The sequence below is a fragment of the Haemophilus sp. CCUG 60358 genome (genome assembly GCF_001679485.1).
GTDB lineage: Bacteria > Pseudomonadota > Gammaproteobacteria > Enterobacterales > Pasteurellaceae > Haemophilus_D.
This window is the reverse complement of record NZ_LZOZ01000014.1, coordinates 204,820-225,907: the sequence shown is the minus strand read 5'-3', so window position 1 is coordinate 225,907 and position 21,088 is coordinate 204,820. Positions and strand designations below refer to the sequence as shown.

Below are 21,088 nucleotides of genomic sequence, written 5' to 3'. Positions count from 1 at the left end.
GCTAATCTTCCCACATCCCAGCAATCGACCCTAATGCGCTTAAACGATCACATTTGCCGTCTTTTGCCCAACGGCATTCTTCAAATCGTTGATGTTCTTGATTGTCGTAAAATGAACTGATCGAATAGGCATATCCGCCAATCAGTGGGTATGGTTCATTAATAGCAAGCAAGCTCACATCCGCAAAAATATAAGCTTTAAAACCGTTGTTAAGACGGACTGGCGCACCTTGTAATGCTTGCTCTAGATTAAATTCAGTCATAAATATTTATTTTGTATGAATTAAATTAATAGATATAGATAAAAAAGGGTTTATGCCTGCGCATAAGTTTCTTGAATTTCAGTGATACGTTTTACTTCGGCGTAGATTTCTTTTAATTTTTTAGCGACATCAGATAGCGCATTTATATCATCACCCATCAATTCACAAAGAATGAGCGTATCAACCACCGCGAATAAGTCTTTACAAACTTTCCCGCCTACTCGTTCATAAGTGCCATTTTCTTGTAGTTCAATTTTGTAAATAATGTACTTCTCTGTTTCGCTTAACTTAATGCTGTAGCGATTTGATAATTCGATAAAATGTTCTTGCATAATAAAATCTCCTTAATGAGCCAACTCTTCAGCTTTCTTGGTTAAATACCCTACGTTATCTAATGCGATCACCATCTTGTGATAGATGGCACTGGCGGCAACTTCATTTTGTTGTCTTTTAAATAACTCCCATTTTGTGCGATAAGCCCAATATTTATTTCGCCATTTTCGTGCGGCACTTAGGCAATTTTCTGTACTTGGTTGATTTAGTTTATTTTCCATTATTGCCCCCTTGTATGTGGGTCGATATTGTAAAAATCACGACGCGTTAAAGCGCGCGGAAAAGGCGTACGAAGTGCTGACATGGCGTGAAAGGCTTTGGTTAATTTATCAATGCCTTTTTCGTTGTAATGCCATAACTTATCGCCAGTCAGATCGGGCGAGATGTAATCTTCAAAGGGTTCAATATCTGCTAACGCTTTTAACATGCCTTTTTGCTCATCGGAAAGATGATTAAAAGCACGTTCAGTGGGATATTTACTCAAGCCCATTTCATGCAAAGTTTCTTCGCTATTTCTTGCTTTCGACATAGGAATGCCATTTTCTCGGTGCCATTTTTCTACCGCACTTTCGTTTTCAGATACATACATTGCCGCGCCCTCGCTTTTTTATTTACCTGATTTGTTGTATGCTTTCCCTAAAATAAATAAACGATCACTTAATTTAAGGATTTCAGAAGATGAACGATCAGATGCAAAAAACTCTTCAAGATATGCAAGCACAAATTCATCAGCAACATTTACAACTGGCACTTCAAGAACGTGTGATGGGTTGCTTGTTGCGTGGACTTTCTCGCCACCCTGATTTGCTTGATGATGTGGAGAACGAACTTCACATGCTGATTGATTCAACGTCTCAAAAATCGCCCGAATTGCTTGATGTGCTTGTTCCGTTTGTTGAGCGTTTGGCGAAACGGGATTAGGTTGATTAATTACAGCAGTGATTTCTTTGATTCGTTCAATGGAAATTTCTCCACTTTCGACTTTCTCTTGAACAAAGAATTTAAAGGTTGATGTTTTAGTCATTGTCTTCCCCTTATAACTAAAATCTTCTGGAAACTAACCGCACTTTTGTGCGGTTTTTTATTCTTGTTTCGCCGCTTGTTTGGCAATCGCGATTAAATTCACTAATACTGACCCCCTTTCCGCTTTTTTATCTGCAATAGGCAGTTCGCCTGACGCTCTCATCTTTCGCACTTTGTCTAACGAAAGCCCGGTAAGCTCGGCATATTTCTTTAATGTGACGTAAGGCGCGTGGATCTGTACATTTATACAAATTGCATTTTGGCTGTTCATTGCTTAAACTTCCCCTTGTTAAATATTGGTATATATTGATTTATGGCTCATTTGCGTAATTATAATATTATGGCTCATTTGAGAATGTCAATATGAATTTATGGCTCATTTTATGAATAAATTAGAATTGATTGGCGGAAAGGATGTCATTGACCGCATTCAAAAAGCATATGGATTTGCAAAAAGAAAAGATTTAGGCGAACACCTCGGGATCTCGCCCAGCACGTTTAGCACTTGGGTTTCTCGTAGTTTTTTTCCTGCGGAATTAGTCATTCGTTGCGTGAAAGAAACAGGGGCAAGATTGGATTATGTGGCCTATGGAAATGAGCCGATTTTCGATAATTCGGAAGACCTGAAATATTTTCATACAATAAAACTAGAAAGCGGAAAATCTTTCATAATGGAAAATAAACCCTTTCTTTTGCCTTACTTACCGAATTTAGACAGCCGTGAAAGTTATGACAAAGTGTTTTGTATTTTAGAAGACAATCACACCTACTTTGCGACTAGCGATTACGGCAATTTAGTGGATGGCGAATACTTCGTCATCGTCGAAAACTCCCATCTTATCCGTTATATCACCGTGCTACCTGCAGGAAAAATCCGTGTGGACGGAGGCAAGTTCAGTTTTGAATGTGAATTAAGTGATATTGATGTGGTGGGGAAGGTGATTTTGAAGATGGAGAAAGTCTAAATGATGACCAATTACAAAAGAACGAATATAAAATTCTTAACTGTTCTGTATGGCATGATTGAGGGTTTTTATTGTGATTTAACGATGAACAAAGACGAAGCCTTATTTTTAGACACTTGGTTATTAGAGATTGAATCATCTGTTTATCTTGATCCCCTTTCCCTCGAAATCTATAACGAAGCTCGCAAATTTACTCAAATATTTTTATCTTTCCCCGATGGTGAACCACAAGGCAAAATCCTAGATGAATTATTAACCGCACTTGAGCATTTACAAGATAAGATCGGTGAACAACTGGATAAAGCTATTGCTGATTGCACTGTTCGTGATGTAAATAAGAATAGTTCAATTATCATTACAAATGAATTTCAAGGCTTATGCAAAGGATTAATTGCCGATGGTCATATTGCTATTGAAGAAGTTCGTTGTTTGGCTGATTGGTTAGATGAAAATGCGTTTTTACAAGATGATCCAATTATAAGTAAATTCTATTCATTTTTTGAAGAAAACGATGTTGAAAACCTATCATCAAATGGCTTTGAAAGATTGAAAAGGTTGTTGGTTGATTTTTGTGGTTCTGACACTGAAGGCAATGCCGATGGCATGGCGTTGGGCGAATCATTCTTTGATTTAGTTGATGAACTAAATTTGAATGGAAAGGTAGTGCAACTAACCGGAAAATTCAAATACGGTTCAAGAAAGAAATGCTCTGAATTAGCGATTTCTCAAGGTGCAACCGTTATCGATGATTTTCGCCTTGATTTAGATTATTTGATTGTTGGAATGTTTAATTCTCGTGATTGGTTGCAACAAAGTTACGGCAAAAAAATTATGATTGCAAAAGAATATCAAGCAGAACGCAATCATAAAGTTAAAATTATTTCTGAATCACAGTGGGTTAAATAATAAATGATAAAGCGATTTTTCGAAGAAGAATCAAAATCTCCCATAAAAGATTTTTTATTGTGGTTATTGGTTTATCCATTTGTGATGGCGTTTTCTGTTGCATGTGTTGCTTTTTGTGTTGCTAACCCATCTTTTATATCTTCTTTATGTTCTATTGTGGCCATCATTCTAGCTTGCCTAGGTTTTGATTCATGGAAGAAACAGAAGATTTTTGATCTAGAAGTAAAATTATTAGAGTCGTTAAAAAAATTAAACCAAAAGGTACTTTCGTTACGTTATGAAATTAGGCTTGGTATAAATTTTTTGGAAATATGTGACAGGTATGCAAGTCAGTTAATGCAGATGAATATAGATTTAGAAATTGATTCTTTAGTTATTAATAAGAATGATGAATTAGCTGATTTATTAAAGAAGAATGAACTCTTATATGGCAGACTGGTAAACATAACTGCATACAAAATACTATCTCATGAATTAGATGATAAAAAATCTGTAGATAAATTAATTCAATCTGTTTTTGATGAATCAAATAATCTAATAAAAAACTTCAAATTATAGTAATGGCAGTTCGTAAAGACACAAAAAATGGGAAATGGCTTGCGGAAGTTTATGTAAACGGCAAGCGATCACGCAAATGGTTTTTAACTAAAGGCGATGCGCTACGTTTTTACAATCAAGCCAAAGAACAAACGACAAGTGCGGTTGATTCTGTACAAGTTTTAGAATCAAGCGATTTGCCTGCGTTAAGTTTTTATGTGCAGGAATGGTTTGATGTGCACGGTAAAACGTTGTCGGACGGTGAGGCTCGTTTAGCCAAACTAAAGAACTTGTGCGCGAACTTAGGCGATCCGCCTGCCAATGAATTTAATGCAGAAATTTTTGCCGACTACCGCAAACGCCGCCTTGATGGTGAGTTTTCCGCAAACAAAAACAAGCCCCCGAAAGAATCCACAGTAAACCGTGAACACGCCTACTTGCGAGCAGTGTTTAACGAACTGAAATCATTGCGTAAGTGGACGGCTGAGAATCCCCTTGATGGTGTGCGCTTGTTCAAAGAACGGGATACGGAACTAGCTTTTTTGTATGAGCGTGATATTTATCGCTTATTAGTTGAGTGCGATAACTCTCGCAATCCTGATTTGGGCCTAATTGTCCGAATTTGCCTAGCAACTGGTGCACGTTGGAGTGAAGCTGAAACGCTGACCCAATCACAAGTTATGCCATATAAAATCACCTTCACGAACACAAAATCAAAGAAAAACCGCACTGTGCCTATCAGTAAAGAATTGTTCGATATGCTACCGAAAAAGCGTGGCAGATTATTCAATGATGCTTACGAATCCTTTGAAAATGCGGTTTTACGTGCCGAAATTGAATTACCCAAAGGGCAACTAACCCACGTTTTGCGCCATACTTTCGCCAGCCATTTTATGATGAACGGTGGGAATATTTTAGTGTTGAAAGAAATCCTCGGACATTCAACTATCGAAATGACAATGCGTTATGCACATTTCGCCCCATCGCATTTAGAAAGTGCGGTCAAATTCAATCCGCTTTCTAATCCTGCACAGTAAAAAGGGATTGTTTTTTAAAAAATCCCTTGTACTTTTCCTTATTTTTAGTGGCGATCAACTGGCGACAATGTTTTATATTTGCCTTTATATACTTTTATTTACTATCTTAACACGTTGAAAATCAATTAAGTTATTGTTTTCACAAAGCTTATTATGGGATTTAAAATCCCTCGCCTTTCGAGGCGTGCCAGTTCAAGTCTGGCTTCGGGCACCATCTAATTCCAAACCAATAATCAGTACCTAGTCCAATACTTAACTTTAACTTTTAATTATTGTTATATTGGAAATTATTGTTTTCTCTCATTCTTCTAATCTGTTTTATCTTCTTTCACTCTCACCAGTTAAGTAACTTTCACAAAACTAAAGAGAAACCGAAACTGCAGTTAATACAATTTTGTTCTTGTTTTATTCTGAATTGAGATATAGAATCTATCCAAATTTAGTCGGGGTGCCACAAAGTGGCTGAGATGATACCCGTGAACCTGAAACAGTTAGCACTGACGTAGGAAACTAATATGCCAAAATACTTTTCATTCTTCATATCTATTTTCAATTCTTTTTTCTCAAAGCCTTTAGTTATTAATCAGTAAGGTTAATACTATGGTGCATATTCAGGATCTTAGTCTTGCTTTTGCTAAGCAGGTACTATTTAAACACCTTGACTTAACGCTTTTGCCTAATGAGTGGGTGAGTCTACTTGGCTGCTCTGGTGTAGGTAAATCAACGCTTTTAAGATTAATTGCAGGGCTTGAAATACAAGGGAGGATTCAAGGTAATATCATCTTTCATCCTAATATTCGAGTGGCATGGCTACCACAAAAAGATACTCTTTATCCCTGGCTTTCAATTATTGATAACGTCCAATTAGAAAACGTACTATTCGGGAATAAATCTGCAAAAACAACTCTTCAAGCAAAAGCACTACTTGAACAAGTAGGCATGTCAGAACATCTTCATAAAAACTGTTATCAATTATCTGGAGGACAAAAACAACGCGTCGCCCTAGCACGAGTTTTAATGCAAAATGCTGATTTAGTTTTACTTGACGAGCCCTTCTCTGCCCTTGATGCGATTAGTCGTTACCAATTACAAAACTTGGCTTATGAACTATTAAAAGATAAATCAGTGTTATTGGTTACACATGATCCTCAAGAAGCATTACGCTTAAGCCAGCGTATTTTTGTATTACGCTCACCGCAGCCTAATCAGCCAGCATTATCTGATGTCATAAAACCTGAAGGTAAAGCACCACGAGAACTTAACCAAGAAAATTTGTGGATGCTCCAGCAGCAATTATTGAACGAGTTATTAGAGGGAAAAAGATGAAACTTAGCCTTCTTAAACCGCTCTTTATTGGAATTATATTGCTTGGTCTTTGGCAACTTATTGGCGTATTTGGTGATTTTCCCCATTACATATTTCCTCCTCCGCAAGCTGTATGGCTGCAATTAACTTCTCATTCAGAACTACTTTGGCAACATACACAAATCACCTTAATTGAAATTGGCTTAGGGCTGCTACTGGGTTTTATTTTCGGATTGTCATCAGCCCTGTTACTCTCTTTTTCACCTAAAACATCGTCCTTACTGTTACCAATTTTAGTAATTTCTCAAGCAATTCCTGTTTTTGCTATCGCTCCGATACTCGTACTTTGGCTAGGTTATGGAATGCCATCAAAAATTGTTATGGCTATTCTCATTATCTATTTTCCTGTAACCGCAGCTTGTTACGATGGCTTACGCAATACACCTCAAGCTTGGCTCGACCTCGCCAAAACGTTAAAACCATCCCCTTTGCGTTTATTACTTAAAGTGCGATTACCTGCTGCATTGCCTGCATTTGCATCGGGGTTTCGTATTGCCGTTTCAGTCGCCCCAATTGGCGCTGTAATCGGAGAATGGGTGGGTTCATCAGAAGGGCTTGGCTATTTAATGATCCACGCCAACGCTCGTATGCAGGTGGATTTAATGTTCGCTGCGTTGCTGATCTTAGTCGCGATTTCACTTTGTTTATATTTCAGCATCGATTGGCTACTACGCCGTTTTATTTGGCACGTTTAACACTTCATGACACAAGGAGACAAAAATGAAGAAAATCATATGTTATTTCAGTCTTTTAATGGGATTCACTGCCAGCTTTTCCAGCTTGGCAAAAGAGAAAATCAGCTTAATGCTTGATTGGTATGTAAACCCTGATCACGCCGCAATCATTGTGGCGCAACAAAAAGGCTTTTTTGAAAAAAATAACTTAGACGTCGACATTATCGAACCGGCTGATCCATCGCTACCGCCTAAATTAGTTGCCGCTGGAAAAGTGGATTTAGCCATTAATTATCAACCTCAACTTTATCAACAAGTTGCTGAAGGATTACCTTTAGTGCGTGTTGGCTCTCTGATTTCCAGCCCATTAAATAGCGTTGTGGTGCTTAAAAATAGCAACATCAAAACGCTTGCCGATCTGAAAGGGAAAAAAGTAGGCTATTCAGTCAGTGGCTTTGAGGATGTATTACTCGATACCATGCTCCACGCCATCGGGCTCAACAACCAAGACGTAAAATTGGTGAATGTGAATTGGTCACTTTCCCCTTCTCTTTTAACAGGACAAGTCGATGCGGTCATCGGAGCATTTCGTAATTTCGAACTGAATCAGATTCATTTAGAAAAACAAGAAGGCCTAGCATTTTTCCCAGAACAATATGGCGTGCCGGTTTATGATGAATTGATTTTAGTGGCTAACAAAAACAATCTTGCATCTAAAAAAATTTCCGATTTTTTGACCGCACTTGAACAAGCCACAACCTATCTACAAAGCCATCCAGATGAAGCATGGCAAGCTTTTACGAACTATAAGCCAAAAGAACTCAATACAGAATTAAATCAATTAGCGTGGAAAGATACCCTACCTTTATTAGCAACGAAACCCCGTCAATTGGATGCCAAACGTTATCAACAAATGGCGGAATTTATGCATCAAAAAGGCTTGATTCCAAAAGCACTTGAATTGAAAGACTATGCCATCGAATTACAGTAAGGGAAAATGATGATTGAACAACTCATTCAGCAAGCGCAACCTTATTGGAAGCAATATGTTGAGCATGAATTTGTGCAACAACTCGCAAAAGGCACCTTGCCCAAAGCTTGTTTTCAGCACTACTTAAAGCAAGATTACATCTATCTTTTCCATTACAGCCGTGCTTTTGCCTTGGGCGTCTTCAAGGCAAAAAATTTCACTGAGATGGAAATGCCACGTAAAACGCTCGACATTCTTTGCCAAGAAATCCAATTACATTTGGATTACTGCCGTCAATGGGAAATTAGTGAGCAGGAAATATTAGAAACTCCAGAAAGTTCAGCATGTATTTCCTATACACGTTACCTGCTTGATTGTGGAATAACGGGCGGCTTACCAGAGCTATATGCAGCCGTGACGCCTTGTGCTTTAGGTTATGCTCAAGTAGCAGGTTACATTACAGAAAATTATCCAAAGCTATCAAACAATCCTTATCAAGCGTGGATTGATGCATATTCTTCCACTGAATATCAACAAGCAGCACAAGAAACGGTTGATTTTCTTACCGCACTTTGTGAGCCACTTGATTATTCCCAATTCGCTTATATCCAACAAATTTTTACTACGGCTACCCGAATGGAAATCGGATTTTGGCAAATGGGATTAGATTTAGCATAAAAATGAAAGTATAAAATGAAATCAGTTTATTTATCAAAAATTCGTGAACAGAATCCGTTGATTCATAACATAACCAATATTGTCGCGGCAAATTTTAGTGCCAATGGTTTACTCGCATTAGGTGCATCACCATTGATGTCAGCCAACATAGAGGAAATGGTTGAAGTGCCCAAAATCAGCCAAGCATTGGTAATCAATATCGGCACGCTTATCGGTAAAGAGCGAGAGGCTATGTTATTAGCAGGTAAAACCGCTAATTCAATAGGCATTCCTGTGGTGCTTGATCCTGTAGGAGTGGGTGCCACTAGCTACCGACGGGAAACTATCCGTCAGTTACTGTCTGAAGTGAAATTTGCCTTAATTCGTGGTAATGCAGGTGAGCTAGCTACGATTGCTGGTGAAGACTGGCAAGCAAAAGGCGTGGATGCAGGACAAGGTAAAACGAATCTACAAGAAGTCGCTCAACGTGTTGCACAACGCTATGGTTGCACTGTGTTAATTAGTGGCGAAGTCGATATCATCAGTGATGGAAATCAAACATCTACCATCCATAACGGTACGCCATTATTCCCCAAAGTCACCGCATCGGGGTGTTTATTAAGTGCAGTATGTGCAGCATTTTTAGCCGTTGATGAAGGAAAACATTTTTCAGCAACAATCGAAGCCTGTGCCGCTTACACCGTTGCAGGGGAGATTGCCGCTAAAAACTTAACCACGCAAGTCGGTCAATTCCAAATTCGCTTACTTGATGAATTGGCAGCCTTAACACCAGATTTAATAGAACAAAACGCGGAGGTGAAATATGTCTAACATTCCACAAACATTGACTATTGCTGGTTCGGACAGCGGTGGTGGCGCTGGTATTCAAGCAGATTTGAAAACCTTTCAAATGCAAGGTGTATTTGGAACTTCGGTGATTACTGCTGTCACTGCTCAAAACACACTTGGCGTATTTGATATTCACCCTATTCCACTGAAAACAATTCAGGCACAGCTAGAAGCGGTAAAAAATGACTTTCAAATTGCAAGTGCCAAAATTGGCATGCTTGGCACAGCAGATATTATCGAATGCGTTGCTGATTTCTTAAAAAATCGTCCATTCGGCACATTGGTTATCGATCCTGTCATGATTGCAAAAGGTGGAGCCCCTTTATTGCAACAACAAGCGGTATCCGCATTAATCAAACATTTATTGCCACTTGCCGATGTGATTACGCCAAATATTCCTGAGACAGAAGCTTTAACTGGTTTTAAGATTTCTGATACAGCCAGCATTCAACAAGCTGCGTTAGACTTGCAGAAACAAGGCGCAAAGAATGTGATTATTAAAGGCGGACATTCGCTCAATTCACAAAATCAGCAATGCCAAGATTGGATCCTTTTACAAAATGGTGAACATTTTGTTTTAGAAAGCCCGCGTTTTGATACGCCACATACTCATGGCACAGGTTGTACTTTTTCAGCTTGCTTAACGGCAGAATTAGCCAAAGGGGCACCTCTAAAAAGTGCGGTCAAAACAGCCAAAGATTTTATTACGGCAGCTATTTCTCACCCATTGAATATTGGTCATGGACATGGACCAACAAATCATTGGGCTTACAGTCGCCTTTAAGGATTGAAAGATGAACAATATTCAAGAAATTTTACCGCTCTATTTTGTGGCAGGTACACAAGATTGCCGACATTTAGGTGATAATCCTGCAGAAAACTTGCTCTTTGTACTAAAACAAGCTTTAGAAGGTGGTATTACCTGTTTTCAATTTCGCGATAAAGGCAAATTCTCATTAGAAAATTCTCCAACAGAACAACGAGCCTTAGCCATTAAGTGCAGAGACTTATGTCGTCAATATAATGTGCCATTTATTGTCGATGATAACGTTGATTTAGCTTTAGAAATTGAAGCGGATGGCATTCATGTTGGACAAAGTGATACGCCCGTAAAAACGATTCGAGCAAGAACCCATAAACCACTCATTATTGGTTGGTCCGTCAACCGTTTAGACGAAGCCAAAATCGGAGAGGAATTATCTGAAATCGATTATTTCGGTATTGGTCCAATTTTTCCGACTCAGTCAAAAGAAAATCCTAAACCTACTCTAGGAATGGCGTTTATTCAAACCTTGAGAAAAGCAGGTATCACAAAACCACTTGTAGCTATTGGTGGCGTGAAATTGGAGCATGTGAAAACGTTGCGAAAATACGGCGCAGATGGTATCGCGGTAATAACCGCAATCAGTCAAGCCAAAGATATAAAGGCAAGCACCAAAGCATTAAAGGAAGCAAGCGGATGCAACCACTGAATAAGCCAAATAGTTTGAAACGTGTAGCAATGGCAACAATGATTGGCACCGCTATTGAATATTTCGATAACTATATTTATACCATGGCTGCGGTGCTCGTTTTCAATCATCAATTTTTCCACGCTGCTGACCCACTTTCGGGACAAATTGCTGCGCTTTCTACACTAGCACTGACTTTTATTGCTCGTCCTCTAGGTGCGGTATTATTCGGACATTTTGGCGATCGCTTAGGAAGAAAAAATACCTTTGTTATGAGCCTGTTAGTAATGGGGATCTCAACCGTAGTGATCGGCTTATTACCAACTTATGACAGTATCGGAATATGGGCGACTATCTTACTTTGCTTGTGCCGTATCGGGCAAGGCATTGGTTTAGGTGGCGAATGGGGCGGCGCTGCATTAGTGGCAATCGAAAATGCACCTGAAGGGAAACGTGGTTGGTATGGCACTTTTCCACAATTAGGCGCTCCTCTAGGATTACTACTTGCCAATGGTGTCTTTTTACTCATTACCGCGCTTTTTGGACAAGCAGCAATGACTAACTGGGCATGGCGAATTCCATTTCTTTCCTCTTTTGTATTAATTGCAATTGGTTTGTATGTTCGATTAAAGCTTACGGAAGCACCAATATTTCTTGCAGCCCTGAACAAGCCTAAACCTAAAGGTTTACCGATGATGGAAGTAATCGTTACTCATTTCAAAGCGTTCTTCTTAGGCATGTTAATCTGCATTGCTGGCTATGTGCTCTTTTATATTATGATCGCTTTCAGTCAAATTTATGCAAAATCTGCCCCTACCGTATCGGAAGCCGGTTATGCAATGGGATTAGGTTTCTCACCACAAATTTTTACTGCTTTATTAATGTGCAGTGCGATTTCATTAGCCATTACAATTGCTATTTCAGGCAAATATATCGATATCGTTGGACGAAGAATTTGGTTAATTTGGACAACCTTTGGCGTGGCTATTTTCGGCTTAGCCTTGCCATATTTTCTCGATAATGGAACAACTACCAGTTTATTTTGGTTCTTGATGATAGGAATGGGGTTAATTGGCATGGGATACGGCCCCCTTGCGAGTTTATTACCTGAATTATTTCCAACACATGCTCGTTATTCCGGTGCATCGTTGACCTACAATATTTCAGGCTTATTCGGTGCCAGTGTAGCAGCAATTATTGCGTTACCACTGAATGTCAATTACGGCTTAAAAGGTGTTGGAATTTATCTAACCTTAAATGCTGTATTAAGTTTGATTGGACTTTGGTTTATTACGGAAACAAAGGATAAACACTTAGCATAAAATAAGGGAAAAGAAACTCATCGTTTTGCTTTATAGTAAATCTCAAAATAAAACACATAAAAAAACGACCGCACTTGCGGTCGTTCCTATTTAGCCATTTAAAGATTATTTTAATTTTTCACCTTTAAATTCACCTGTCAAACTTTCTAAGAAAGAGGTGATGTCCTCTACATCTTTTTGAGCAGGCTGTTGCACGTTACTTTGGTATTTCAACATTGCACTCACGGCATCTTTTAACTCTTTTGCTGATGCATCATGGAAATATGGTGCAGTAAGTGCGATGTTGCGTAAAGTTGGCACTTTAAAGCGATGCATATCAAATGGATCTTTAGTTTGTGCAAAGCGACCTTCATCTGCATCAGTTAATGGCGTACCACGATCTTTAAAGTAATCGCCGTAGAGTCCCATGTATTCGTAAGATTGTCCGCCCATTGCTACGCCAGTATGACAAGTATCGCATTTATGTTGTTTGAATAACTCATAACCGCGAACTTGTTGCTCAGTCAAGGCTGTTTTATCCCCTTTCAAATAACGGTCGAAACCACTATTTGGCGTAATTAATGTTTTTTCATATTCACCAATCGCATGAGTTAAGGTTTCTTTCGTCACTTGTGGATATTCTTTTAAGAATTCTTTTTTGAATTCTTCATCCATTTCAAAACGTGCCACGATGTCATCCCAAGAGTGCGAGCCCATTTCTACTGGGTTTGTTGGAGGACCTTTCGCTTGATCCGCTAAATCTGCCGCTCGACCATCCCAGAATTGAACAAAGTTGAATGCAGCATTGAACACAGTTGGTGCGTTAATTGGGCCTTTTTTACCATCAATACCCGTTGAAGTATCAAGTCTATCCACACCACCTTTGTCTAATTGGTGACAAGTATGGCATTGAATAGAACCATCACCTGATAAACGTCCATCAAAGTAAAGATCATGACCTAACGCGACTTTTGCTTCATCAGTCGCAATACTGTCTGGAATCGGTTGAACTAAACGATCGGCATCAACATTTGGTGTTTCTTTTGGTAAAGACATTTTACGTGCTTCACGAATCCAGTTAAGCAACGCCACTTTTTCTTGATCATCTGGTTTACTTCCCCAGTGAAGATGTCTGAATTTAGCAATTGGCATTTCGTTATTTTCAAGTACACGTTGTAATTTTGCTAAATCAGCTTGGGATAATTTGCTCGGATCTTTTAAGCCTTCAACTAAACGATCTAAGCGGAAGGCTCTAAGCCCATTCTGAATATCCGATTGCATTTGGTCACCCACAATCGGAAATTTTGAATAAAATGGAAGAGGTGTGTTTGGACTATGGCAATATTGGCAGCTGTTATCAAACAACGCTTTTGCCACTTTTTCTTGTTCGCCCGTATAGTGATTTTCCATTAAAAGTTGGGTCGCGTTCTCTTTATCAAATTGATGTAGATACCCCACAACCCCCAAATAACTCAATACTGCAATGGCTGCTCCGCCAATAATCAGTTTTTTCATCTAATCCTCCAAATGATCAATAAAATATAAAAAGAAAGAAAAAGCTTAAAAAGCAAGGTGATTATGCCAAAAAATTGGCTTATATTTTGTATGGATTTAATTAACTTTGGCTATGGATTCAATTGATTGCATTAAAGGTCTTTTTACCTTATAAGTGAAAACTCCCTTAAAATTAAGCAATAAAAAATGCGGTTATTTCTAACCGCACTTTACGTTTCATTATCTCTTGCTTATTTCTTTGGCGCTTGCATAAAGCGGAAGAAATCACTGTCTGGTTTCAAGATCATCATATTACCTGAACCTTCGAAGCTGCTTTCATAGGCTTTTAAGCTACGAATAAAGCTATAAAACTGTGGTTCTTGAGCAAAAGCTTGAGAATACAATTTCGCTGCTGCCGCATCACCATTACCACGTAATTCTTGTGCAGTTTTATTTGCATTCGCTAAGATCAAGGTCACTTTACGATCCACGTCTGCTTGGATGAACGCCGCTTTTTCTTTACCTTGAGAACGGTGTTCACGGGCAACGGCATCACGTTCTGCACGCATACGTTGGTAAATCGAAGAAGAGACTTCATCCGGTAAATTGATTTGTTTTACGCGAACATCGACGACTTCAATCCCTAATTCAGAGGTACTATCCTGCCCTGAATTTAACGCTTTTTTCGCCCCCGCCATTAATTCACCACGTGTACCTGAAACGATATCTTTAATCGTACGAGTACCAATTTCTGAACGCAAACGATCATTCACTTTACGGCTTAATAAGCTTGCAGCTTGGTTATAATCGCCACCACCCGTTGCAGTATAGAAACGACCGAAATCGCTGATTTTCCATTTTACATAGGAATCCACCAACAAGTCTTTTTTCTCGACTGTCACAAAACGAGTAGCTGAACCATCAAGGGTACGAATACGCGCATCAAGCACTTTAATGCTATCAATTAAAGGCAATTTGAAATGCAAACCAGGCTCATACACCACAACTTTGTTTTCTGCATCACGTTGTACTTTGTTAAAACGCAACATGATGCCACGAGTGCCTTCAGTTACAACCACGACGCTGGAATATAGCACCGCGGCAATCACCACAATAATCGGAAGTAAAAATTTACGCATTAGTTAAATCTCCCTTGGCGAATGCCTTCATTTGATTGAACTGGTTGAGCCGTTTGTGTTTCTATACGACGTTCCTGTGTTGAAACAGGTGCAGAACTGATCGCACTTTCAGGCGTTGTAGTAGTCGGTTGAGCCGCTTTTTTACCCATTAATTGTTCTAATGGTAATACGGTTAAATTGTTACCATTATTCGCATCTAACATGACTTTCGGCGTATTTGCCATGACTTTTTCCATGGTTTGAATATAAAGACGCTCTTTTAACAAATCAGGCGCAGCTTTAAATTCAGGCAGAAGACGTTGTAAACGTTCCACTTCCCCTTGCGCATCAAGCACAACACGATCTTTGTAAGCAGTCGCTTCTTCTATAATACGCTGTGCGTCACCGCGAGCGATTGGCTCTTTCTCACGAGCATAAGCTTCTGCTTCACGAATGTAACGTTGTTCGTCTTCCTGTGCTTTAATCGCATCATCGAAGGCATCTTTTACTTCTTCTGGTGGACGCGCAGATTGGAAGTTCACATCAATAACTTCAAGGCCCATGTCATAAGGTTTGATAATATCGTTCAACGCTTTCCAAGTATTTTCACGCACCACTGCTCGACCCGTTGTCAGAATATCATTCATGGTCATATGACCGATCACATAACGAAGCGCACTGTCCGTCGCTTGTCCAAGACTATTATCTGCATTGCTCACGCTAAACAAGTATTTTTCTGGATTTTGCACGCGATATTGTACGGTCATTTCCACTTTAACCATGTTTTCATCTTTGGTTAACATTGCACCTTGCGTTTTAAGCTCTCGAACTTGTTCTACATTCACTGGAACCACTTTATCAATGAAAGTCGGTTTCCAGTTCAAACCTGGTTGAACGGTAGAATGAAACTCACCAAAACGTAACGTCACACCACGTTCCGCTTCTTTAATGGTGTAAAAACCGCTTGCCCCCCAAATAATTCCCCCAATCACCGCGGCGATCGGTAAAATTTTACCTAAATTGAATGAAGGGATATTCGGCGAAGTATTATTTGAACCGTCTTTTTTATTACCCCCACCTAATTTTTTCAACAGATTATTGAATACTTCTTCAATATCTGGTGGTGATTGCTCCTGATTTTTATTGTCTCGCGAGCCCCAGCCATTTTCATTTTGCTTATCTGATGAATTATCTGACTGTTTTGGACCGCTGCTCTGCCCCGGTTTACCCCAAGGATCTTGATCTGGACCGTTTTGCGACATTACGTTCTCCATTTGTCTAAAAATTTTAATGAGTTTATCGAAATAAATGGGGTTAGTCTATGAAAATACAAGTGGCGAATCAAGTTTTATAAAATAAAAAATCCTTGAATATTTTCAAGGATTTTCTTTTATTCATTTACTTGGTAAATCAAGGATTTTTTTATATTTTTTTCGAGTAAATTTTTTCCACTCCAGTGATAAAAGTGCGGTTGAATTTTTGACTGATTTATAAATGCCGCAAAGTAAAAAGGCAATTCATCTGTAAAAATCAACTTACCTTTCGGACAATAATCTGAAAAGATCTGCAGTTGTTCTGGCAAATGCGTCACACTTGATAACTTCACTATTCCTACGCCCTGTGATTTCAATACAGCTTCACGCAAACACCAACAACGATAAAAGGCCTGCTCTTCGTCAGGCTGTTTATCAAACCAATCTTGTTCTGCTTGTGGCGCAAAATGCGCCATGAGAGCAGAAAAATTCCGTTGTTTGGGAAATTCAATATCAATACCGACCGCACTTTTTTCTGATTCATTAATATGCAGCAATACAGCAACCCAATCACCAGAGTGACTAATATTAAAATCAATATTCTCGACGGGAAATTGTGGTCTGTCACTTTGTGTACGATAAATTCGCCCTAAAAGTGCGGTTGATTTTTCCGCTGTTTTTAGCAACTGCCAAAGTAAAAAATGCGCCAATCGACGACATTGATGTCGTTGCGTTATCCTAGAATTCCCCTTCGGTTCCATATGCAAATTCTCAGGGACGAGTTCCCTAGGAATTTCATTAAAAGGAAAAGGTTGTTGAATATTGGCGTAAGCAATAAAAGTTGTCATAAAAATAATGAATAAACACGCAAGTTTGATTGCATTATAAAAGGAAATCCACCACACGCCAACATAAGCTAAAACTCATCAAAGCAAGGTGTTAGATTGAAACTGTGAGCGGTTTCACAGATTTTTCCCTTCAAATACGTTACATTTCAAAAAAGTAATCACAGGAGGTTCTATGTTTAAACAACTTCAACAAGTCGGTAAGGCATTCATGTTGCCGATTGCTATTTTACCTGCTGCAGGTCTTTTGCTCGGGATCGGTGGTGCGCTTTCCAATAAAGCAACAGTGCAAGCCTATCCAATTTTAAATAATGAGGCACTACAGGGTCTGTTTCAGATTATGTCAGCAGCCGGTAGCGTGGTGTTCGCTAATTTAGCCTTATTGTTGTGTATTGGTTTAGGTATCGGCTTAGCCAAACGTGACAAAGGCGTTGCCGCTCTCGCTGCGGTTGTTGGTTATCTCATTATGACAGGTACCATTGCTGCATTAATTCCGATTTTCTCTCCTGATGTAAAAAGCATCGATACGGGTGTGATTGGAGCATTGGTGATGGGCTTGATTACCGTTAAATTACACAATCGCTATCACAACATCCAATTACCACAAGTATTAGGTTTCTTTGGCGGCTCTCGCTTTGTGCCAATTGTGACTGCTTTTTCAGCTATTTTTGTTGGATTAGTTTTCTTCCTCATTTGGCCAACTTTCCAACAATGGCTCGTATCGGCAGGTAAAAGCATCGCCTCCATGGGAACCTTTGGAACATTCTTATACGGTTTCTTAATGCGATTATCTGGTGCGGTTGGCTTACATCACATGATTTACCCACTGTTTTGGTATTCTGAATTAGGCGGTGTGGAAATGGTTAATGGCGAGATGATTGTCGGTGCACAAAAAATCTTTTTCGCTCAATTAGCGGATCCAAATCACCATGGTTTATTTACTGAAGGAACCCGTTTCTTTGCTGGCCGTTTTGATACCATGATGTTTGGCTTACCAGCAGCCTGTTTAGCTATGTATCACTGTGTACCGAAAAAACGTCGTGCACAAATTGGCGGTTTGTTCCTTGGTGCAGCCCTAACATCATTCATTACCGGCATTACAGAACCGATCGAATTTATGTTCTTGTTTGTTGCACCATGGCTTTATGTGTTCCACGCATTCTTAGATGGTGTGTCTTTCTTTATTGCCGATTATTTAAATATCTCTATCGGGAATACTTTCTCTGGTGGTTTTATTGATTTCTTGCTCTTTGGTATCTTACAAGGTGATGAAAACACCCATTGGTTGCGTGTCATTTTCGTCGGTATTCCTTGGGCTCTGCTCTATTATTTCTCTTTCGTTTTCTTGATTCGCATCTTTAATGTGATGACGCCAGGACGCGATGAAGAAACCGAAGAAAATGTAGAACAAGAAACTAGCTCACTTACAGAAAATGCACATAAAATTATTGCAGCATTAGGTAGTGCTGAAAATATTGAAAACGTGGATGCGTGCATTACTCGCTTACGTGTTTCTGTTAAGGACGTGAAAGCCGTTGATAAAGCCACATTGAAAAAATTAGGCGCGATTGATGTGCTTGAAGTCGGCGGTGGCGTACAGGCTATCTTCGGTGCTAAAGCCGTACTCTATAAGAGTGAAGTGAATCAAATCTTAGGAAAAGAAGATTAACTCCTAAAAATAAAGGGCGTTTATCCCGCCCTTTTGAGTAATAAAACAAAAGTGCGGTCAAAACCAACCGCACTTTTTTATTATTTCAACAAATATGCACGTAATTGTGCAAAATTGTCATCCATTTCATCAGAAAGTAATGGCAATTTATTATGTTTATCCAACGCTTCTGGCAATGGAAGATCGAGCGAAAGAATACGCTCTACAGACTCTTTAAATTTCGCAGGATGTGCCGTACATAAGAAAATACCGGTTTCATCCGCTTTAAGTTGGTCTTTCAATACTTGATAGGCGATCGCACCGTGTGGTTCACATAAATAACCTTTTGCGTACATCGCTTTTAAGGTTTCTTCTGTTTCGCCATCGCTTAACATACCTGAACCTAAATCACTTAAATTCCAGCCATTACGTTTGAATAGTTCTTCTACACGTGGCCAGTTGTTCGGACGACTTACATCCATCGCATTAGAAAGCGTGGCTACAGTCGCTTTAGGTGCCCAATTACCTGATTCTAAATAGCGTGGCACCGTATCGTTCGCATTGGTTGAAGCAATAAAGCGTTTAATTGGTAAACCTAATGTTTTCGCGATTAACCCTGCGGTTAAGTTACCAAAGTTACCACTTGGTACAGAAACCACGACATTATCACGTTTTTCTTTTGGTAATTGAGCTACCGCTTCAAAGTAATAACAAACTTGCGCCAATAAACGGCTAATGTTGATGGAATTTGCTGAGTTTAAACCAATCGCTTGACGCAGTTCTGCATCATCAAACGCTTGTTTAACTAACGCTTGGCAAGCATCGAAATCACCATTAATCGCCACAGTGCGAATATTTCCACCTAAAGTACAGAATAATTTTTCTTGTAATGGGCTGATTTTGCCTTTCGGGTATAAAATCACCACATTGATGTTTTCTAACCCATAAAACGCGTGGGCAACTGCCGCACCGGTATCACCAGATGTTGCCGTTAAAATGGTAATTTTGCCATCACCTCGCACCGCTGCGAGCGCCTGTGCCATAAAACGACCACCAAAGTCTTTAAATGCTAAAGTTGGACCATGGAATAATTCAAGGGCATAAATATTGTCTTCTACTTTTTCTAACGGCGCAGGAAAAGTAAATGCATTTTTTACCATTGCATCTAGCGTGGCTTTCGGCAATTCTTCACCGATTAATGCACCAAGAATTTTTTGACTACGCTCAACTAATGGTAAGGCTAATAACTCATCAATATTGGTTAAAGAGGGGATCGTTTCAGGAAAGAACAAACCTTGATCTTTGCCAAGTCCTTGACGTACTGCTTGCGCAAAATTCACTTGTTCTTCAGGGTGTTTGATGTTGTACAAATTCATTGTATATCCGTTAATTATAGAGTTTTAATAAAATGTTATTCCCCTCTTATAAAAGATGGGATGAAGCGATTTGTTATTTAACCGAGTTCTCTCGCACCGTCATTATCGACCTTACAAACATGAACAAAGCCTTCATTGTTTTGTAAATAATGATTTTCTAAATAAGTCGCCAGTTTTGTTGCTGTTTGTAAATCGGGTGCAATAGAGAAAATCGTTGGACCAGAGCCTGAAATCCCCGTCGCTAATGCTCCTAAATCACGCGTAGCTTGTTTCACTTCTGCGAAGTTGGGTAATAAAGCCTCACGATAAGGTTCTGCAATCACATCTTTCATCATCATCGCAGCAAGGTTTTCTTGATGAGTGTGACATGCATGCACAAAGCCACCTAAATGACGACCATGAGAGATCACATCTTGACGTGTGTAGCTTTTCGGTAAAATTGCGCGCGCTTCAGCGGTTGAAACCTCAATGCCTGGATAAGCTAAGACCCAATACCAATTATCAAAAAATGGCAGTTTTTGGCAAATGTTACCGAGGGATTGTACCATAAATTGCACACCGCCTAAGTAACAAGGTGCCACATTATCATAATGGATCGAACCTGAAATACGACCTTCTAGCTCCCCCATCATTTCTAACAATTCCATTTTTGAGAATGGTTCATCGTGGAATTTATTTAATGCCACTAATGCAGCTACGATTGAGCACGCACTTGAGCCTAATCCCGAACCAATAGGCATATTTTTCTCAAGGGTCAAACGCAATGGTTTGACTCTCACATTACGTAATTTTAATTGCTCACTAAACAGTACATAGGCCTGATACACGATATTTTTTTGTGGTTCCTTTGGCAATTTACGCACAAAATAGCCCGCACTTTCTAGCTCAAAACCACTTGGAATAGAGTCAATCTGTACGACATCACCTAATAATGAACCATCAATTGGTGAAATGGCTGCGCCTAATGTGTCAAACCCTACACTAATATTTGCACTCGATGCGGGAGCATAAATTCTTAACATAT

The 21,088-nt window shown here is 39.3% G+C and carries 25 protein-coding genes and 1 riboswitch; of the genes, 13 read left to right on the top strand and 12 right to left on the bottom strand.

The window, feature by feature from the left end; genetic code table 11:
- Position 1: 1 nt before the first annotated feature.
- Genes A9500_RS06095 through A9500_RS06070 form a run of 6 tightly spaced genes read right to left on the bottom strand, consistent with a single transcriptional unit; the run spans position 2 to position 1,889 of the window.
- Positions 2–262 carry a hypothetical protein gene (locus tag A9500_RS06095; protein WP_065244266.1) on the bottom strand — a complete coding sequence of 87 codons (261 nt, stop codon included), beginning with the start codon at positions 260–262 and terminating at the stop codon, positions 2–4.
- Between the two features lie 50 nt (positions 263–312).
- On the bottom strand, positions 313–594 hold the full coding sequence (locus A9500_RS06090; RefSeq protein ID WP_065244265.1) for a hypothetical protein: 282 nt from the start codon (positions 592–594) through the stop codon (positions 313–315).
- A 12-nt stretch (positions 595–606) separates the two neighbouring features.
- Positions 607–816: a hypothetical protein gene (locus A9500_RS06085; protein WP_065244264.1), complete on the bottom strand. Its 210-nt coding sequence runs from the start codon at positions 814–816 to the stop codon at positions 607–609.
- Positions 816–1,184 carry a hypothetical protein gene (locus A9500_RS06080; RefSeq protein ID WP_065244263.1) on the bottom strand — a complete coding sequence of 123 codons (369 nt, stop codon included), beginning with the start codon at positions 1,182–1,184 and terminating at the stop codon, positions 816–818. Before A9500_RS06080 ends, A9500_RS06085 begins: the two co-directional genes overlap by 1 nt.
- Positions 1,185–1,202: 18 nt before the next feature.
- Positions 1,203–1,619: a hypothetical protein gene (locus A9500_RS06075; RefSeq protein WP_065244262.1), complete on the bottom strand. Its 417-nt coding sequence runs from the start codon at positions 1,617–1,619 to the stop codon at positions 1,203–1,205.
- Between the two features lie 57 nt (positions 1,620–1,676).
- Complete coding sequence (locus A9500_RS06070; RefSeq protein WP_065244261.1) at positions 1,677–1,889, bottom strand: DNA-binding protein; 213 nt, start codon at positions 1,887–1,889, stop codon at positions 1,677–1,679.
- Between the two features lie 112 nt (positions 1,890–2,001).
- On the opposite strand from A9500_RS06070, the gene A9500_RS06065 reads away from it, so the two are divergent.
- The 12 genes from A9500_RS06065 (at position 2,002) to A9500_RS06010 (ending at position 12,351) form a co-directional block, all read left to right on the top strand.
- Complete coding sequence (locus tag A9500_RS06065; protein WP_143421584.1) at positions 2,002–2,583, top strand: phage repressor protein CI; 582 nt, start codon at positions 2,002–2,004, stop codon at positions 2,581–2,583.
- Positions 2,584–3,489, top strand: a complete 906-nt coding sequence (locus A9500_RS06060; RefSeq protein ID WP_065244259.1) for a BRCT domain-containing protein — start codon at positions 2,584–2,586, stop codon at positions 3,487–3,489. It begins immediately after the preceding gene.
- Positions 3,490–3,492: 3 nt separating this feature from the next.
- Entirely contained in the window at positions 3,493–4,047 is a 555-nt protein-coding gene (locus tag A9500_RS06055) for a hypothetical protein (RefSeq protein ID WP_065244258.1), read from the top strand.
- Positions 4,048–4,049: 2 nt separating this feature from the next.
- Complete coding sequence (locus A9500_RS06050) at positions 4,050–5,063, top strand: site-specific integrase (RefSeq protein ID WP_065244257.1); 1,014 nt, start codon at positions 4,050–4,052, stop codon at positions 5,061–5,063.
- Between the two features lie 434 nt (positions 5,064–5,497).
- Positions 5,498–5,589: riboswitch (TPP riboswitch) on the top strand.
- 74 nt (positions 5,590–5,663) lie between these two features.
- Positions 5,664–6,389, top strand: a complete 726-nt coding sequence (locus A9500_RS06045; protein WP_065244256.1) for an ABC transporter ATP-binding protein — start codon at positions 5,664–5,666, stop codon at positions 6,387–6,389.
- A complete protein-coding gene (locus A9500_RS06040; protein WP_065244255.1) occupies positions 6,386–7,123 on the top strand; it encodes an ABC transporter permease in 738 nt (245 codons plus the stop codon). The genes A9500_RS06045 and A9500_RS06040 overlap by 4 nt, the downstream gene beginning before the upstream one ends.
- A gap of 25 nt (positions 7,124–7,148) precedes the next feature.
- On the top strand, positions 7,149–8,093 hold the full coding sequence (locus tag A9500_RS06035) for an ABC transporter substrate-binding protein (RefSeq protein WP_065244254.1): 945 nt from the start codon (positions 7,149–7,151) through the stop codon (positions 8,091–8,093).
- Positions 8,094–8,102: 9 nt separating this feature from the next.
- On the top strand, positions 8,103–8,750 hold the full coding sequence (gene tenA, locus A9500_RS06030) for a thiaminase II (protein ID WP_065244253.1): 648 nt from the start codon (positions 8,103–8,105) through the stop codon (positions 8,748–8,750).
- Positions 8,751–8,765: 15 nt separating this feature from the next.
- Entirely contained in the window at positions 8,766–9,560 is a 795-nt protein-coding gene (gene thiM, locus A9500_RS06025; RefSeq protein WP_065244252.1) for a hydroxyethylthiazole kinase, read from the top strand.
- A complete protein-coding gene (gene thiD / locus A9500_RS06020) occupies positions 9,553–10,362 on the top strand; it encodes a bifunctional hydroxymethylpyrimidine kinase/phosphomethylpyrimidine kinase (RefSeq protein ID WP_065244251.1) in 810 nt (269 codons plus the stop codon). Before thiM ends, thiD begins: the two co-directional genes overlap by 8 nt.
- Before the next feature lie 10 nt (positions 10,363–10,372).
- Positions 10,373–11,050, top strand: coding sequence for a thiamine phosphate synthase (gene thiE, locus A9500_RS06015; RefSeq protein WP_065244250.1), 678 nt, complete (start codon positions 10,373–10,375; stop codon positions 11,048–11,050).
- Positions 11,047–12,351: an MFS transporter gene (locus tag A9500_RS06010; protein WP_179854562.1), complete on the top strand. Its 1,305-nt coding sequence runs from the start codon at positions 11,047–11,049 to the stop codon at positions 12,349–12,351. Before thiE ends, A9500_RS06010 begins: the two co-directional genes overlap by 4 nt.
- A gap of 105 nt (positions 12,352–12,456) precedes the next feature.
- Here the strand turns inward: A9500_RS06010 and A9500_RS06005 are convergent, their stop codons facing one another.
- The 4 genes from A9500_RS06005 to A9500_RS05990 form a co-directional block, all read right to left on the bottom strand.
- Positions 12,457–13,845 (bottom strand): cytochrome-c peroxidase, encoded by a 1,389-nt coding sequence (locus A9500_RS06005; RefSeq protein WP_065244248.1) that lies wholly within the window; start codon positions 13,843–13,845, stop codon positions 12,457–12,459.
- Positions 13,846–14,075: 230 nt separating this feature from the next.
- Positions 14,076–14,963: a protease modulator HflC gene (gene hflC / locus A9500_RS06000; protein WP_049367835.1), complete on the bottom strand. Its 888-nt coding sequence runs from the start codon at positions 14,961–14,963 to the stop codon at positions 14,076–14,078.
- Positions 14,963–16,204 carry an FtsH protease activity modulator HflK gene (hflK, locus tag A9500_RS05995; RefSeq protein WP_065244247.1) on the bottom strand — a complete coding sequence of 414 codons (1,242 nt, stop codon included), beginning with the start codon at positions 16,202–16,204 and terminating at the stop codon, positions 14,963–14,965. The genes hflC and hflK overlap by 1 nt, the downstream gene beginning before the upstream one ends.
- 128 nt (positions 16,205–16,332) lie before the next feature.
- The gene (locus A9500_RS05990; protein ID WP_065244246.1) at positions 16,333–17,043 is read right to left on the bottom strand and encodes a 4'-phosphopantetheinyl transferase superfamily protein; all 711 of its coding nucleotides are present in this window, start codon (positions 17,041–17,043) and stop codon (positions 16,333–16,335) included.
- 172 nt (positions 17,044–17,215) lie between these two features.
- Here A9500_RS05990 and A9500_RS05985 point away from each other — a divergent pair, with 172 nt between their 5' ends.
- Entirely contained in the window at positions 17,216–18,709 is a 1,494-nt protein-coding gene (locus A9500_RS05985) for a PTS transporter subunit EIIC (RefSeq protein WP_065244245.1), read from the top strand.
- Between the two features lie 80 nt (positions 18,710–18,789).
- Here the strand turns inward: A9500_RS05985 and thrC are convergent, their stop codons facing one another.
- Positions 18,790–20,064: a threonine synthase gene (thrC, locus tag A9500_RS05980; protein WP_065244244.1), complete on the bottom strand. Its 1,275-nt coding sequence runs from the start codon at positions 20,062–20,064 to the stop codon at positions 18,790–18,792.
- 77 nt (positions 20,065–20,141) lie between these two features.
- Positions 20,142–21,086, bottom strand: coding sequence for a homoserine kinase (thrB, locus tag A9500_RS05975; protein ID WP_065244243.1), 945 nt, complete (start codon positions 21,084–21,086; stop codon positions 20,142–20,144).
- Positions 21,087–21,088: the final 2 nt, after the last annotated feature.

Coding starts and splice junctions, on each gene's coding strand:
- tenA (WP_065244253.1), top strand. CDS start 8,103: ATGATTGAACAACTCATTCAGCAAGCGCAACCTTATTGGAAGCAATAT.
- A9500_RS06060 (WP_065244259.1), top strand. CDS start 2,584: ATGATGACCAATTACAAAAGAACGAATATAAAATTCTTAACTGTTCTG.
- A9500_RS06070 (WP_065244261.1), bottom strand. CDS start 1,889: ATGAACAGCCAAAATGCAATTTGTATAAATGTACAGATCCACGCGCCT.
- hflK (WP_065244247.1), bottom strand. CDS start 16,204: ATGTCGCAAAACGGTCCAGATCAAGATCCTTGGGGTAAACCGGGGCAG.
- hflC (WP_049367835.1), bottom strand. CDS start 14,963: ATGCGTAAATTTTTACTTCCGATTATTGTGGTGATTGCCGCGGTGCTA.
- A9500_RS06035 (WP_065244254.1), top strand. CDS start 7,149: ATGAAGAAAATCATATGTTATTTCAGTCTTTTAATGGGATTCACTGCC.
- A9500_RS06090 (WP_065244265.1), bottom strand. CDS start 594: ATGCAAGAACATTTTATCGAATTATCAAATCGCTACAGCATTAAGTTA.
- A9500_RS05990 (WP_065244246.1), bottom strand. CDS start 17,043: ATGACAACTTTTATTGCTTACGCCAATATTCAACAACCTTTTCCTTTT.
- A9500_RS06095 (WP_065244266.1), bottom strand. CDS start 262: ATGACTGAATTTAATCTAGAGCAAGCATTACAAGGTGCGCCAGTCCGT.
- A9500_RS06075 (WP_065244262.1), bottom strand. CDS start 1,619: ATGACTAAAACATCAACCTTTAAATTCTTTGTTCAAGAGAAAGTCGAA.
- A9500_RS06040 (WP_065244255.1), top strand. CDS start 6,386: ATGAAACTTAGCCTTCTTAAACCGCTCTTTATTGGAATTATATTGCTT.
- thiE (WP_065244250.1), top strand. CDS start 10,373: ATGAACAATATTCAAGAAATTTTACCGCTCTATTTTGTGGCAGGTACA.
- A9500_RS06080 (WP_065244263.1), bottom strand. CDS start 1,184: ATGTATGTATCTGAAAACGAAAGTGCGGTAGAAAAATGGCACCGAGAA.
- A9500_RS06045 (WP_065244256.1), top strand. CDS start 5,664: ATGGTGCATATTCAGGATCTTAGTCTTGCTTTTGCTAAGCAGGTACTA.
- A9500_RS06085 (WP_065244264.1), bottom strand. CDS start 816: ATGGAAAATAAACTAAATCAACCAAGTACAGAAAATTGCCTAAGTGCC.
- A9500_RS06005 (WP_065244248.1), bottom strand. CDS start 13,845: ATGAAAAAACTGATTATTGGCGGAGCAGCCATTGCAGTATTGAGTTAT.
- thrC (WP_065244244.1), bottom strand. CDS start 20,064: ATGAATTTGTACAACATCAAACACCCTGAAGAACAAGTGAATTTTGCG.
- A9500_RS06065 (WP_143421584.1), top strand. CDS start 2,002: ATGAATAAATTAGAATTGATTGGCGGAAAGGATGTCATTGACCGCATT.
- thrB (WP_065244243.1), bottom strand. CDS start 21,086: ATGTTAAGAATTTATGCTCCCGCATCGAGTGCAAATATTAGTGTAGGG.
- A9500_RS05985 (WP_065244245.1), top strand. CDS start 17,216: ATGTTTAAACAACTTCAACAAGTCGGTAAGGCATTCATGTTGCCGATT.
- A9500_RS06050 (WP_065244257.1), top strand. CDS start 4,050: ATGGCAGTTCGTAAAGACACAAAAAATGGGAAATGGCTTGCGGAAGTT.
- thiD (WP_065244251.1), top strand. CDS start 9,553: ATGTCTAACATTCCACAAACATTGACTATTGCTGGTTCGGACAGCGGT.
- thiM (WP_065244252.1), top strand. CDS start 8,766: ATGAAATCAGTTTATTTATCAAAAATTCGTGAACAGAATCCGTTGATT.
- A9500_RS06055 (WP_065244258.1), top strand. CDS start 3,493: ATGATAAAGCGATTTTTCGAAGAAGAATCAAAATCTCCCATAAAAGAT.